The sequence below is a fragment of the Halomonas sp. DP3Y7-2 genome (assembly GCF_019800795.1).
GTDB lineage: Bacteria > Pseudomonadota > Gammaproteobacteria > Pseudomonadales > Halomonadaceae > Halomonas > Halomonas litopenaei_A.
The window spans coordinates 249385-264457 of the sequence record NZ_JAHVKJ010000010.1; the positions used below are offsets into that span (position 1 = coordinate 249385).

Here is a 15073-nt window from a genome sequence, read left to right on the forward strand (position 1 = left end):
ACTCAGAACTGATAGCTCACGGTAGCACTGACGCTGCGTTCGGCGCCGAAGTAGCAGAACTCGAGGGAGTTGCAGGACGCGACGTAGTCTTCGTCCAGCAGGTTGTTGACGTTGAGTCGAGCGCTCACGCCCTCAAGTCCGACGCGGCTGAAGTCGTAGCCAAGGGTGGCATCGACCAGGGTGTAGTCCGGAACCGACTTGGTGTTGGCGCGATCTGCCTGGATATCGGCGTGGTAACGCACCCCCAGGCCGGTGTTCAGGCCGGCCAAAGGTCCGCGGGCGACATCGTAGTAGCCCCACACCGAAGCGATATGCTTGGGTGAGTAGATGGCGTCGTTGCCCTCTTCACCGGGGACATCGCTCTCCTCGTAGGTAATGTCGGTGTAGGCGTAGCTCGCCTGCATGCTCAACTCGTCGGTGAATTGGGTGCGGGCTTCAAGCTCAATGCCTTGGGACTCGATCTCACCAATGGCGCGGTAAGGATCCGTGGGCTGCTCCTTGGTCGCCACATTGTCTTGAGTGATGTGGAACAGGGCTATGGAGTATTGGTCCTGGGTGCCCAGCGGCTGATATTTCAGGCCGGTTTCCACCTGCTCGCCTTCCATGGGCTCAAGCAGATCTCCTGATGCATCGACGAAGCTGGTCGGAGTGAACGCCGTGGAGTAGCTGACGTAGGGCGAGACGCCGTTATCGAAGGCGTAGAGAAGGCCGGCCCGTCCACTGAACTGAGTTTCATCCAGTTCGGAGCTGTCACCGCTATCGCGATTGGTATTCTCGATGTCGACCCAGTCGTAACGGCCACCCAGGGTCAGATGCCAGCGGTCCCAGCTGATCTGGTCCTGCAGGTAGACGCCGGTCTGCTCGAGCTCGTGGGTCTCGCGGGTGGTCACCGCGATGTCGCCGACGGGGCCTGCACCGTAGCTGGGGTTGAAGGCATTGATCTGCGGGAAGGCGCCACTGGACCAGGTCACCTCGTTTTCCCGTGTCTGATAGTCGACCCCCGTCAGCACGCGGTGGTTGAGCCCGCCGGTGGTGAAGCTGGCCTCGAGCTGGTTGTCTACCGTCCAGGCTTCCAGGTCCTCATCGGCGCCTGAATAGTAGCGATAGAGCTCAGTGTCGTTGGCCCAGCCATAGGCATAGACCTGGTCCATGGTGACATCCGACTCCAGGTACCTGAGCTTCTGGCGAGCGATAAGCCCGTTGCCGAAGCGATGCTCCAGCTCATAGCCGAAGAGGTTCTGGTCACGCTCGAAGTTGTCGTAGTCGTCTTCGCCTTCGAAGAAGGTGTTGTCGATGTGCTGGCCGGCGTGGCTGGTCACGGTGCCCTCGTAGGGCAAGCCCGCGTGATAGCCGCCTTCGGGTTCACGAGACAGGTAGGCGTTGAGGTTCAGGGTGGTCGCGTCGGTGATGTCCCAGGTCAGTGACGGTGCGATGGCATAGCTTTCTTCCTCCACCGGGTCGAACTGGGTATCGGCGGCGCGGGCGACACCGGTCAGGCGGAAGGCGGCGCGCTGTCCTTCGTCGACGCTACCGGTGATATCGAAGGCCGCACGGCGCTGGTCGTTGTTGCCAAAGCCGACCTGGACCTCTCCGGTGGGGGTATCGGTGAAGGTCGGACGCTTGCTGGTCAAGGCCACCAGGCCACCGGGGGAGGCTCGACCGTAGAGCACCGAGGCCGGCCCCTTGACCACCTCGACACTTTCCAGCATCCAAGGGTCAATCTTCAGTGAGCTGTAGCTGTTGCTATCGCCCATCAGCTTCAGGCCGTCGAGGAAGGTATTGCTTACGCTGCCGTCAGAGAAGCCGCGCAGAACGATGTAGTCGTAGCGGTTGGATGCACCGATCTGATTGGTATAGACCCCTGGGGTGTAGTCCAATGCGCGCTGCACGGACTGGGCACCGCGTCGCTCGATGTCCTCGGCGCTGACGCTGGAGGTGGCCTGTGGGGTCTCCAGAAACGGCGTGTCGGTCTTGGTGGCGGCTTCACCGGTGACCGTCATGGTGCTGAGTTCTGCGCTGTCAGCGGCGCTGTTGTCGGCGGCTTGTGCCAGGGCGTTAGCAGAGAGCATCAGCGACGACAGGCCAAGCATCGCCAGCGATGCACGAGAGATGGCGGTCGCGAGTGGCGTCGACGCCCATTGGCGGCGCAGGCCGGGGGAGGTCATTGTGTTCATGGAAGGGCTTACCGTATGAGTCGAGCCAGGAGATGGCGTTGGAAGCGTGTTTTTCGGTAATGCGAATTATTCCATTTTAATGGCGCCATCTTCCTATGCGTATCGCCAAGATCCTTATGCGCGGTGACAGGCTGTTGAACGATTGCCGTGCCAAGCTGGTGGGAGTGCTGCGGCTATGCGTGAGCCACCGCCTAGCCGATATCCCGGGGGGATACCCCGAAGCGACGGCGGAAGGCGGTGGAAAAATTGGAAGCATGGCCGTAGCCGCTGTCGAAGGCGGCCTGCTGTACGCTGGCGCCCCGAGACAGCAGCTCATAGGCCAGCATCAGGCGGCGTTCGCGCAGGTAGTCGAAGACCGAGACACCGAACAGGCGCTGGAACTTTGCGCGTAGACCGGATTGGCTCATGGAGGCGAGCTCGGCGAGTTGCTCGAGGCTGTAAGGGTGAGCAGGGGCATCGTGCAGGGTTTGACGTACCCGCTCCAGGCGCTGGCGTTCTGCCAGCTGCAGACCGCTTTGATGCGCTCCGGGATGACGCAGGCCATGGGCCAGCAGCTGCAGTCCGATCGCCTCCAGCAGCAGCTGTCGCTGTCCTGCCGAGGGTTGCGGCGTGACCGCCTGCTCAAGCATCGGTGCCAGATAGCCGGGCAGCGGCCAGACATGCAGGTGAGGGCGCGGCGAGTCGAGAAGCTCGGTGATCTCAGGACGTTGGCTGAGTGCGTGGATGGCCGCTTCGTCGAGGGACAGGTTCAGCGTGCGCAGGCGCTGGCCGGCGTCCTGGTGCACACGCAGGGCCACCTGGTCGGCGAGCCTGGCGCTGAGCGCGCTGCCGGCGGAAAGGCGCTGGCGACGCCCGCCCTGATCTACCTGAATGGCGCCCTCCAGGACGACGCAGACGAACAGGGGGGAGGCCATGGTGGAGCAGGAGTCATACGGCGTCAGCACCTCGACGTCGGAAAACGTCAGATGCCAGCCAGGGCGTACCTGCTCCTCGATCACACGCCCCCTGAGCACGGCCAGGTCGCGGGCCACCTGGGGAGAGCGCATGCCGGCGAAGCGATAGTCGATGCCGTGGCGTTGCGCAAAGCCAAGAAAGTCACCGGCCCGAATGAGGCGTGGCTGGATGCCTTCGGCAGGCGCGCCGACGAGAGGGCGGGATCGGGCTGGGGGCATGGTCAGCCGGCGGCAACGCGAGACGTGGCGTTGCGCAAGGAGGGCCGACGCGCTTGGCGCTCGCCATCGTCCTTGGCCGCAGGGAAGGACTGCACCACGCTGGTGGTGTCGCCAGACTGGTTCTGGTTCTGGTTCTGATTCTGGTTTTGGCGCTTGGCCGCGGCGCGGGCTGCCAGGGCATTGTCATCCAGCGGGCAGGTGCCGCAGTAGGCCAGATCATCCAAGCGGTAGCGTAGGCAGCATACGCGGCGAATGCGCTGGGTCTCGCCTTGATCGTCCTGGAGGTAGCGAACCGGCATGAACAGAGGGTTGCGCCGGCCATCGGGATACACCCGGTGATCGAGCAGCCGCAGCGCTTGCTCGGCGGCGTCGGGTGAGCCCATGGGGTGTGTGTGAGCCCCACGGGCAAAGTAGTCGAAGTAGCCGCCGAAGTTGCTCCAGAACACCTTGGGCGAGGCGCCGGAAACGCAACCCAGCATGTCGATCAAAGGAGCAATATGGCCTTGCAGCAAGCGCTCGAAGCGCTCGAAAGCATCCAGTGATGGCAGCGGGGTGCCCTCATGGCGTAAGGCAATACCGTGGGTGCAGCCTGATTCGTTGAGATAGATCCCCATTTCGTCCAGTGCCACCGGCAGGTCCCGCTCCAGCAGCAGGTTGGACGCCAGCGTGTGGGCGGCAAGCTGGCTGAAGTGCCATTTCGACCACAGTGAGGCAACGGCCTTGAGATCCTCTCCCTTGAACTGCGTGGTGTAGCGCTCGATCAGCTCGTCCAGCACGCCAGGCTCGAGCAGTGTCTCTGCTGGCATGGCGTCGTCGGGCAAGGTCGCTGCCACAGTAGGCACCGTGAGGTGTTCCAGGGGACCGCAATACAGACGGGAAAGCGCTGATGTCATGGGGCGTCCTGCAGGCCGGAGGCTTGAGGTCGAAAGACCAACGGCGACTACAGTAGATTAAATGCGAATTGTTATCAAGGGCAGTGATTCTCGTTAGCTGGTACTACCCTGATGGCTCGCCACACCTGGCTTGCGCTCGGCCCTTCTGCCAGATCCGAGCACATGTCCACGCGATCAAGGGTCATCGAGCGACATAGCACTTGCGCATGGCCCTCATGGACGACGCCTTCATGGTCAGCCGATTTCCAGTGCCAGTGAATGCTGGCGCTATCGGCATCGGCGGTGGTTCCAGCGTCGGCGCCAGCCACGTCCTCGACCAGTGTCAGCTGCACGCCATCGGCGGCGCTGGTGGCGTCGTGCTCATCGAGCCAGCCGAGCAGGGCGACCTCGGCACACTGCTGTACCGGTGTCAGCGCGGACGCGCCACGGTAGCCGGGTAGATAGCGCCTGCCCTGAGCTTCGGCCTGCAGCATGGGCAGCGCGTGCTCGGGATCGATACGGCCGTACTTGCGCACCGGAGACAGCACGATGATGCTGGCGGCGAAGCGGCAGCCACCCAGGTGGCTGCTTTCCCACACGTCAAACGGCAAGCGCTGCTGCTCGACCGCGTGCGCCAGGGCCTTGTAACTGCGAAAGCCATAGCGTGCGCAGCACTTGTCCTTCTTGCCATGGGTACAGCACAGCACCACATCGTCGCGTTGGGGGAGCGATGGCCAGGCGGACAGGTCGGAACCCGAGGCCAGTGCGTCGGCGAACGCCAGCAGGGCATCGAGATCCAGACGCAGGCGCTGGCGCTCTGGCATCAGCATGACCTCATGGAGGCCGTCTGGCTGGTCGCGCCGGTGAATCAGGTTGACCCGGCGACCGCTTGCGGCCAACCCATCCAGGCTGTCTTTCAGGCGCTGTGGCATGTCACTGGCGTGGCGCAGGTTGCGCTGCCATTTGGCCCGGGGCCAGCTGATCAGCAGGTTGCGCTCGGCGTGGGCGCCGCTGCCGGGCAAGGGATCGTCCAGCTGGCGGCTCAGGTCGGTGCAGAAGGTCTTGTTGATCACGGCGGTATTGATGGTGGTGTGGCTGGCGCTGTTCATATCGGCACGGGAATTGCTGTCACGATACTGGTTTTCACGAGGCGGGATTTCACGGTGCGTGGGGTACCGTCTCAGGAAGGCCGCGTGCAGGCGGCGGCTTGGTCGCGGTCTTCCAGCAGTGGGCTGCCGGCCCTGTCCGAGCGTCGCTTGAGCGGCACGCACAGCGGCCTGCCGCTGGCCGGGTCGTGAATCACCTGGGCGTCCAGGTCGAAGACCTGCTTGAGATTGGCGCGGGTAAACACCTCAGCCGGCGTGCCGCTGGTGATGATGCGGCCGTCCCGCAACATTACCAGTTCGTCGGCGTAGGCGGCCGCCAGGTTCAAGTCGTGGAGCACCAGCAGCAGGGTGCGACCCTGGTCGTGGGCAAGGCCGGTCAACAGCTCGAGCAGATCGACCTGAACCTTGAGGTCGAGAAACGTCGTGGGCTCATCGAGCAGAATCAAATCGGTCTGCTGGGCCAGGACCATGGCGATCCAGCAGCGCTGGCGCTGACCTCCGGAGAGGGCGTCCACGTGACGATCGGCGAACTCGGTCACGTGGGTGTAGGCCATGGCTTCGGCGATGACCTCGGCGTCACGACGAGCGTCGCGCTGCCATAGTCGCTGGTGCGGGAAGCGCCCCATGGCCACCAGTTGGCGCACGCTGAGGCCTTCCGGGGCGGTCGGTCCCTGGGGCAGCAACCCCAGCCGTTTGGCCACCTCACGGGTCGACTGATGGTGGATCGCCTGGCCATCCAGCAGCACTTGTCCCGACTGCGGGCTAAGCGTTCTCGCCAATGTCTTGAGCAGCGTCGACTTGCCACTGCCGTTGGGCCCAAGCAATACCGTCAACTTGCCCGGTGCGATGGTGATGTCGACGCCATCCAGCACCACCCGGTCTTCGTATCCCACTGTCAGGGCTGTCCCCTGAAGTCGATGTGACGCTGCCTGGCGAGGGGCCGGGCGCGAAGGCTTTGGCGGAAAAGAGGGGGACGACGACATGGGCGCGTCTCTGCTGAGGGCGAAATGGCTGTCGACGGTATGACAAAACATTCTCATTTTCAATCTGGCGAAACAGCTTGCAGCACTGTTCGTGCGCTTTTGACCAGTCGATTAAGCACAAAAACTTGTGAGGTTATGACGAACGGTTCGTTCGAACATCATGGACAGCGCAAATTTGATTAATTAGGATAATCGTTCTCATTTAGAGATGCGGTAGTAACAACGACGCAGCACGATATCAGATGAGAGGCGTGCAGCAAGACCTCCGCTTGCGGAGACCCATTGGGAACAGGGAAGGCTTGACTGTCATGTCGGCTGATGTCGTCTCTCGCTGGAGTCACCGCCTCCGCCACGGGCGAAGGGGGCGACAGGCCTGAATCAGTCGCTGCGCAGATCATTCGAACGATAGCTCCACAAGGAATAACGCACGACATGAATCGTCATGCTCTATGGCCCACCGTCTCACTACTGAGCCTCGCCATTGCTCAGCACGCCGCGGCGCAGACCAGCGCTTCCTCGTCTTCCTCCGATGCAGCCCGTGCAGATCAAGGGCCGACCATGGTGGTGACCGCCTCGCGGACCAATACCACCAAGGAAGACTCGCCCCAGACGGTGCGCATCATCACCGAGGAAGAGATCGCTCAGCAGCTCGATGTGACCACGGACTCGTCGCAGATCCTGAGCAACCTGCTGCCGTCCTACTCCCCCAACCGCCAGAAAATGACCGGCAGTGGCGAGACCCTGAGGGGCCGCACGCCGCTGTTTCTGATCGACGGTATTCCCCAGTCGAACCCGCTGCGTCCCACCGGCCGTGAATCGCACACCATCGACTTTTCCCAGGTCGAGCAGATCGAGGTCATTCAAGGGGCCAACGCGACCAACGGTGTGGGGGCTGCTGGCGGGGTGATCAACATCATCACCAAGCGACCGGAGCCGGGTAGCTTCAACCAGCACTTCAGCGCGCAGCTGACCACGCCCACCAGTGAACTGGACGGCGACACCCTGAGCTACAAGACCGATTACGGCTTCAGCGGCAATGAGGGTGCCGTGGACTACGTGTTTGGCCTCAGCTATGAGGACCAGGGGCTCTATCTGGATGGCAAGGGCGATCCTGTCGGGGTCGATAACACCCAGGGCGATCTGATGGATTCGCGCAGCTATGACCTGCTGGGCAAGCTGGCCTACTGGATCGACGACAACCAGCGCGTGCAGTTCACCCTGAACCACTACGACATCGAAGGCCACAACGACTACGTCAGCGTGACCGGCGACCGCGATGCGGGCATCCCGACCACCTCCGAGCGTGGCACGCCCGAGGGCGATGCACCCTACAACGAGGTGTGGACGACGGGCCTGAGCTATGACAACTACGACCTGGCTGGCATGCAGCTGAGCGCCCAGGCGTACTATCAGGATTACGAGGCACTGTTCGGTGCCACCGATTCCGGCACCTTCCAGGACCCGTCGCTGGCGCCGGTGGGCACCTACTACGACCAGAGCTCTGCCAAGACCGAGAAGTTCGGTACCAAGGTCTCGCTGACCAAGGACGACCTGTGGGATGACCGACTGAAGCTGACCGGTGGCTTCGATACCCTGTTCGACGAGACCGAACAGTACCTGTACGGCAGCGGCCGCACCTACGTGCCGCCCACCGACTACACCGACCTGTCACCGTTCTTCCAGGCCGAGTTCGCCCCTGTCGACTCCCTGCTGCTGTCCGCCGGCGTGCGCTACGAGTACGCTGAGCTGGATATCGATGACTACCAGACGGTATGGGCCAACAACGGTGTGGACGTGGAAGGCGGCAACCCCGACTTCGATGAAACGCTCTACAACGTGGGCGCCGTATGGAAGCCGGTACAGGGTGTAAGCCTGTTCACCAACTACTCAGAAGGCTTCTCCATTCCCGATGTGGGACGAGCGCTGCGAGGGATCGATACGCCGGGACAATCGGTCGACAGCATCGACAACCTGCGCCCCATCGTCACTGAAAACATCGAGACCGGTGTGCGCTACGAGAACGATCGGCTGGCGGCTGAGTTGAGCTACTACGAGTCGACGTCCGACTTCGGCAGTCGTCTGACCGAGCAGGACGGTGTCTTCATCATGAACCGTCAGGAAACCCAGATCACCGGCATCGAGGCCTCGGTGGACTATGCCTTTACCGAGCGCCACTCCGGTCGCCTGGCCTACTCCCATATGACGGGGCTGTACGACAGCGACAACGATGGTGATCTCGACGCCGAGCTGTCCGGCCTGGATGTGTCGCCGGACCGTCTGGTCGGCAGCTGGTCCGCCAACTGGACCGACAAGCTGTCCACCTTCCTGCAGGCCAACTACGCCTTCGATGAGTCCTACGATGAAGAAGAGCGTGAGTTCGATGGCTACCTGCTGGTCGATGCCGCGGTGGGCTATCGCCTGCCGACCGGCAAGATCAACGTCGGTGTTTCCAACCTGCTCGACGAGGACTACATCACCTATTACTCCCAGAGTGCGCTGGTCAACGACGACCGCTACTTTGCTGGCCGTGGTCGCACCCTGACCCTGGGCTATAGCGTGGAGTTCTAGGCGCGAACGTTCTGGAGCGTCTGATCAAGGCCCGCCGTCAGGACGGCGGCGGGCCACTTGAGCGGCCCTGGCCAATAGCTCGCTGACGCAGCACAGCACACCTTCACCACGGTCATCACGACCATCTTCCGATCAATCGTCATAACAACCGCTACAGCAACACCATCACAACAACGCAACAACAACACCCCTTCGCCTAGTGACTAGCCAGGAAAGCGCGACTTTCTCAGGCCTGCGGTCGTGCGCCGTAGCCAGAGAGGGCAACAAAGGATGGAATCCTTGCGGAGGTTGCATATGCAATTCCCCTTACAGACTCGCACCCCTGGCGAGATTGCTCGGCATGCCTCGCAGCATGCCCTGCTCAACGGCATCATCAAGGAAGTGGGTATTCCCCAGGACTTGCTGAGCCACCACTGGCCTGCCCATCGGCAGGGCCTGCCCCACACCGATAAAGGATGGCCGCTGCAGATTGCGTGGTCACCGACGCTGAGCTTGTTTGTGCTGGTCGACCGGCATTCGGCGTTGGGCGTTCATGCCTATGTATCGGAGCTGTACCTGCGGCGTCCCACGGACCCGCGCTGGCGCCCGGCGCAGACGGCTGAGCTGGTAGCGGCATTGCTGGAGGACGGGCCCTGGCGTGACGCCTTCCCCAATCCGGAATTCCGCGACCAGGTTCTGCTGAGTCAGCGCGTGATGGAAGATATCCTGTCACGCGCCGACCAATCTGATCGTCGCAGCGAGCGTCCTGAGCGGCACCCCCTTGGCGACTATGCGTCCAGCGAACAGGGGCTATGGTTCGGACATCCCAACCACCCGACCCCCAAGGCGCGGCAATGGCCTGAGGATCTTCCCGATGCCGGCGTTGCCTGTTCGCCGGAGTCGGGTATCGCAACACGTTTGCACCAGTTCTCGTTCCCGGCAGAGGGCCTGCGCATCAACAGCAATGGTCCGTCGCCGCAGGAGCTGCTGCATCAGGCCGCGGACCAGGCAGCCGACAGCGCCGACGACCGCGTGGTACTGGCCATGCACCCGATCCAGGCCGAGCTGTTCCGGCGCTCGCCCCAGGTCGCCCCCTATCTGGCCGACGGGCGGATTCGCGATCTTGGCGCCAGCGGCTTCGAGGCGGTGCCCACGGCGTCCATGCGCACCTGGTACCTGGAGGATCACCCCTGGTTCATCAAGGGCTCGTTGAACGTGCGCATCACCAACTGCGTGCGCAAGAACGCCTGGTACGAATTGGCCAGCACGCTGGTCATCGACCGCATCATGGCGCAACTGGTCGAGGCGGGGGATCCCGCGCTTAAGCGACTGGAGGTCGCCCGCGAGCCCGCCACGCTGCACTGGACGCCGAGCGACGATGACGCCGATGGCCAGGATCCCGAGGTGCGCCGCTGGTTCTGTGAACAGACCGGCATCATCCTGCGCGACAACTTCTGCCGTCGCTTTGGTGCCGAGCGCTGCCTGTTGTCCGCCACGGTGTTTGCCCGGGATACCCAACTGACGCCGATGGTGCTCGATCTGGTCGGGCGCAGCTATGGCGTCGGCCCCGCGGACAGCAGCGACGAACAGCGACTCGACTGGTTCCGTGCCTACTTGAAGACCCTGGTGGAGCCGGTGCTCGCGCTGTACTTCCGGCACGGCATCGTGGTCGAGCCCCATCTGCAGAATTGTGTGCTGGTGCATCAGCAAGGACGCCCGCAGCGGATGCTGCTGCGCGACTTCGAAGGCACCAAGTTGACCGCTGACCTGGGCGTGGATTGGCTGGCCGGCGAGACGCTGGATCCCCGTGTCCGCCAGTCGATGGTCTACAGCCGCGAGAAAGGCTGGAATCGCATCGCCTACTGCCTGCTGCTGAATCATCTGGCGGAGGCCATCCTGGCATTGAGCTGGCAGCGTCCTGCCCTTGCCGATGACCTGTGGGACGCCACCGCCGACGAGCTGGCGCGAGTAAGGGACCGCTTGAGCGAGATGTCACAGGCATCTCCCGGGAGGGCTACCCCTGAACTTGATGCGCTGCTTGCCGGTGACGCGCTGCCATGCAAGACCAACCTCAAGCTCAGGCTGATGGCCCAGGCGGATCGGCATGCAGAATACGTGCGCTTGCCGAGCCCCTGGCGCGCGGTGTCGAGCCCGCGCCGGGAGGTGGCCCATGGTTGATGTCACCCTGAACCGCCCGTTGGCTGACGCTGTGCCGAGGGGCGACGCCGCTGATACGCAAGTGGTGGCGGAGCGTTCTGCAGCAGCAGCCGCTGGTTCCGATCACGCCATCCCCGAGGCGGTGCGCCAGGCCATATTGGCCCATCAGGCAGACGCCCAGGGCCCGGTCGCGGCCTTCTTCTACGACCTGGAGGCACTGGCAGAGCGGGCGCGCTGGATGATGTCGGCGTTGCCCAAGGGCGTCGAGCTGTTCTATGCCATCAAGGCCAACAGCGAGGCCCCGATGCTCAAGACCCTGGCGCCGCTGGTGGATGGTTTCGAGCTGTCCTCCGGCGGTGAGATAGCGCGGATGCGCCAGGCGACCCAGGCGTTGCCCTGGGTGCTGTCTGGCCCCGGCAAGCTGGATAGCGAGATGCAGCGCGCCATGGACGAGGGTATCGAGGCCTTCCATGTGGAGAGTCTCGGTGAAATTGCGCGTCTTGAGCGCCTGGCGGCAGCGCGGGGTGAGCCGCAGTGCGTGCTGCTGCGTATCAATCCGAGTCTGCCCGAGTCGCTGTCCAGTCGCTTGCGCATGGCGGGCACCGCCACACCGTTCGGCATCGACGAGGCGGAACTCGGCGCGGCGGTCGCGGCGGTGGAGGCAGCGTCCCACCTCAGGCTGGTCGGCTTTCACGTGCACGCCATGTCCCACCAGCGCAGCGTGCACAAGCACAAGACACTGCTCGATAGCTATCTGGATCGCTGGCCGCGTTGGCGAGCACTGGCCGAACATCCGGCGTCGGTCACCCAGCTCAATGTGGGGGGCGGCATCGGCGTTGACTATCATGCGCCATCTGCCCCAGGCGAGCAGTTCGACTGGCCGGCGCTGTGCGCCCATCTGGGACAGAATCTTGAGCACATGGACGATGCGCCACGCCTGCGCTTCGAGATCGGACGCTTCGTCTCAGCCTTCTGCGGCTATTACGTCATGGAAGTGATCGACACCAAGTCGAGTCACGGCGAGAACTTCGTGATCTGCCGTGGCGGCACCCACCAATTTCGCCTTCCCGCCGCCCAGGGCCATGACCACCCGGTGGTTGCGCTGTGCCCATCACCGGCCGAGGGCCGCTCTGGCGCGCAGGCAGACGCCAAGCCCGCTGCCACCAGACGCTGGAGCGTGGTCGGCCAGCTGTGCACGCCCAAGGATGTGCTGACACGCGCCGCCTGGCTCGACGACCCGGCGCCAGGGGATCTGCTGGTGCTGCCCCTGGCCGGGGCCTATGGCTACAACATTTCCCACGCCGACTTTCTGTGTCATCCAAGGCCCGAGCAGTGCTTTATCAGCGCGCCCGGCCGCGTGGCTATCTATTGACGTCGAGGAATCCCATGACATTACTTACTTCCGCGGCAGCCGCCACGCGGCCCTTTGCCGTGGCTGCCGACTGGCAGCATCGCCAACGCATCGAACGCCGCGTCATTGGCCAGCTGCTGCAGACATTGCTGTACGAAGACGTGCTCGAACCCATCAGCGAAACCCGCCTGGAGGCCTCGTCGGCATCCCCCGACGCCGCCGACAGGTCGCTGTTCCGGTTGAAGGTGGGGCCGGGTCGCTACCGGGTCGAAGGGTTTCGCTGCCACAGCTTTGCGCTGGTGCGCCTGGATCATTCGAGCCTGGTGAAGGAAGCCGCAGATGGCGATGTATCGCCGACCCTGTTCGAAGTGCTGGATGACCTCGACCATGCCCTTGGTGGCGATGGAAAACTCGGTGCGGGCTTTATTCGTGAGCTGACCGAAACACTGATCAAGGACCTGCAGTCGTCCACCGTCGCAAGCCCGGGTAACGGGATCGACCCGCGCCAGCTGGATGCCGATGCCCTGGAGCAGGCCTTCACCGATGCCCACAGCTATCACCCCAGCTACAAGTCACGCCTGGGGTTCAGCCTCGATGACAACCGCCGCTATGGCCCGGAGTTCGGCCAGGACCTTCGCGTGCTGTGGCTTGGCGTACCGCGGCGGCTGGCCCATCAAGGGGCTTCCTGCGGCTATCGGGTAGCGGCCATGGTCGAGGCCGAGGCGGGCGCCGAGGTCGAGTCGGCGCTGTCTGGGTGGCTGCAGCAGCAGGATTTGACGCGCGATCAGGTGGTACTGATGCCGGTCCATCCCTGGCAGTGGGACAATGTGCTGGTCGCGGCGCTGTACCCGGAACTTGCCCGCGGCGAGATCGCTCTGCTGGGGGAAGGTCAGCTGAGCTACCGGCCCCAGCAGTCGATTCGGACCTTGTCGCCGGTGGGGAACGCCGAGCGCGATGCGCCGCGCCCCTACCTCAAGCTGGCGCTGGGTATCACCAATACCTCCAGCACCCGCATCCTGGCCCGTCACACCATCACCAATGGGCCCATCATCACCGCTTGGCTCAAGACCCTGGTGGACAGTCATCCGACGGCCAAGGCATCGGGCATGGTCATCCTTGGTGAGGTAGCGGGCGTTGCCCTGGACGAGCGCGCCTTCCCCGGGCTGCGCCATGACCAGGTGTATGGCCAGGTAGGCGCGCTGTGGCGAGAGCACATCGACGAGTTCCTGGCGCCCGGAGAGCAGGCGGTGCCCTTCAATGGGCTCAGTCAGTTCACTCGCCAGCCTGACGGCGAACCCGATGCACCGTTCATCGCCGACTGGATCGAGCGCCACGGCCGCGATGCATGGACGCGTCAGCTGGTGATGGTGGCGACCTTGCCGATCATCCACCTGCTGTTTGCCGAGGGCGTCGGGCTTGAGTCCCATGGGCAGAACATCGTGGTGATTCACCGCGATGGCTGGCCGGTGAGAATCGCGCTCAAGGACTTCCACGATGGCGTGCGCTACAGCGAGGCCGCCCTGGCCCGCCCGGAGCTGGCCCCCAGGCTGGAGCCACTGCCCGCGGCTCATGCCGCTCGCAACCGCAACTCCTTCATCGTCACCGATGACCTGGATGCGGTGCGGGATTACTCCTGTGATGCCTTCTTCTTCATTGCCCTGGCCGAGATGGCGATCTTCCTGAAGCGTCACTTTGGCCTGGAGGAGAAGACCTTCTGGGCGATGGTCGCCGACGTCATCGTGGCCTACCAAGAAGCCCACCCGGAGCATGCCGAGCGCTACCGCAGCTTCGACGTCTTCGTCCCCGAATGGGAAGTGGAAGCGCTCACTCGCCGGCGGCTGTTTGGCGATGACATTCCCCAGGTCAAGCGCGTGCCCAATCCCCTGGCTGAGCACGCACCGGGCGGTGCAACGCCGCGCCAGCACCAGGGCGGGGAGCCGATGCCATGCTGAGAACCAATCAACTCAAGCTCGCCCTGGCGCAAGGGCGCGAGGTGTATGGCGTGCTGGCGTCGCTGCCTACGGCGGCGTCGATCGAGCTGATCGCCGAGGCTGGCTTTGACTTCGTGGTGATCGACTGCGAACACGTGCTGATCAACCCGGAAACCATCGAGCACATGATTCGCACCGCAGAAAGCTACGCGCTGACGCCGCTGGTGCGGGTCGCCGATGACGATCCCAAGACCCTGCTGCGGCTGCTGGATGGCGGCGCCCAGGGCATCGTGTTGCCCAGTGTCGAAGATCCCGAGCGCCTGGCAATGGCGGCCCAGGCGTGCCGCTATGCCCCCCAGGGCACCCGCAGCCTTAACGCCGGGCGTCCCGGCGCCTTCGGCAAGCACTCCCTGGCCGAATACGTGCACAAGGCCAACGACGAGATTCTGGTGGTGGCGATGATCGAGAGTCGCACCGGCGTGGAGCGCATCGACGCGCTGTGTGCGGTCCCTGGGGTAGACCTGATCCTCGAGGGCGCCGCCGACCTGTCGCAATCTCTGGGTGTCACCTGGCAGACCGCTCATCCCGAGGTGACCGATGCCCTGGCCAGGGTGCAGCGTAGCGCCGCCGAGCACGGCATCCCATACGCCGCCTTCCTGCGTCACGCCGGTGCCAAGGCCGGGTGGCGCGAACGCGGCGTGCATACCTTCATGCTGGGCGATGAACGCGGTATTGCCTTTCGCGCCCTCAGCCAGGCATTGCAGGAGGCCGCGTCATGAC

At 63.7% G+C, this 15073-nt stretch carries 10 protein-coding genes; 5 read left to right on the forward strand and 5 right to left on the reverse strand.

Annotated elements, in window-relative coordinates:
* Positions 1-2: 2 nt before the first annotated feature.
* The 5 genes from KUV45_RS13430 to KUV45_RS13450 form a co-directional block, all read right to left on the reverse strand.
* Positions 3-2165, reverse strand: coding sequence for a TonB-dependent siderophore receptor (locus KUV45_RS13430; protein ID WP_374107039.1), 2163 nt, complete (start codon positions 2163-2165; stop codon positions 3-5).
* Positions 2166-2365: 200 nt separating this feature from the next.
* On the reverse strand, positions 2366-3346 hold the full coding sequence (locus KUV45_RS13435; protein ID WP_222161779.1) for an AraC family transcriptional regulator: 981 nt from the start codon (positions 3344-3346) through the stop codon (positions 2366-2368).
* Between the two features lie 2 nt (positions 3347-3348).
* On the reverse strand, positions 3349-4239 hold the full coding sequence (fhuF, locus tag KUV45_RS13440; protein ID WP_222161780.1) for a siderophore-iron reductase FhuF: 891 nt from the start codon (positions 4237-4239) through the stop codon (positions 3349-3351).
* A 74-nt stretch (positions 4240-4313) separates the two neighbouring features.
* On the reverse strand, positions 4314-5327 hold the full coding sequence (locus KUV45_RS13445; RefSeq protein ID WP_224851821.1) for a sucrase ferredoxin: 1014 nt from the start codon (positions 5325-5327) through the stop codon (positions 4314-4316).
* 71 nt (positions 5328-5398) lie between these two features.
* Positions 5399-6217, reverse strand: coding sequence for an ABC transporter ATP-binding protein (locus KUV45_RS13450; protein WP_224851820.1), 819 nt, complete (start codon positions 6215-6217; stop codon positions 5399-5401).
* 522 nt (positions 6218-6739) lie between these two features.
* On the opposite strand from KUV45_RS13450, the gene KUV45_RS13455 reads away from it, so the two are divergent.
* The 5 genes from KUV45_RS13455 (at position 6740) to KUV45_RS13475 (ending at position 15072) form a co-directional block, all read left to right on the forward strand.
* Positions 6740-8875, forward strand: a complete 2136-nt coding sequence (locus KUV45_RS13455; protein ID WP_206939570.1) for a TonB-dependent receptor — start codon at positions 6740-6742, stop codon at positions 8873-8875.
* A gap of 294 nt (positions 8876-9169) precedes the next feature.
* Positions 9170-11032, forward strand: coding sequence for an IucA/IucC family siderophore biosynthesis protein (locus tag KUV45_RS13460; protein WP_222161782.1), 1863 nt, complete (start codon positions 9170-9172; stop codon positions 11030-11032).
* A complete protein-coding gene (locus tag KUV45_RS13465) occupies positions 11025-12383 on the forward strand; it encodes a type III PLP-dependent enzyme (protein ID WP_222161783.1) in 1359 nt (452 codons plus the stop codon). The genes KUV45_RS13460 and KUV45_RS13465 overlap by 8 nt, the downstream gene beginning before the upstream one ends.
* 14 nt (positions 12384-12397) lie before the next feature.
* Entirely contained in the window at positions 12398-14314 is a 1917-nt protein-coding gene (locus tag KUV45_RS13470) for an IucA/IucC family siderophore biosynthesis protein (protein ID WP_222161784.1), read from the forward strand.
* A complete protein-coding gene (locus tag KUV45_RS13475) occupies positions 14308-15072 on the forward strand; it encodes an HpcH/HpaI aldolase/citrate lyase family protein (protein WP_222161785.1) in 765 nt (254 codons plus the stop codon). Before KUV45_RS13470 ends, KUV45_RS13475 begins: the two co-directional genes overlap by 7 nt.
* Position 15073 lies beyond the last annotated feature (1 nt).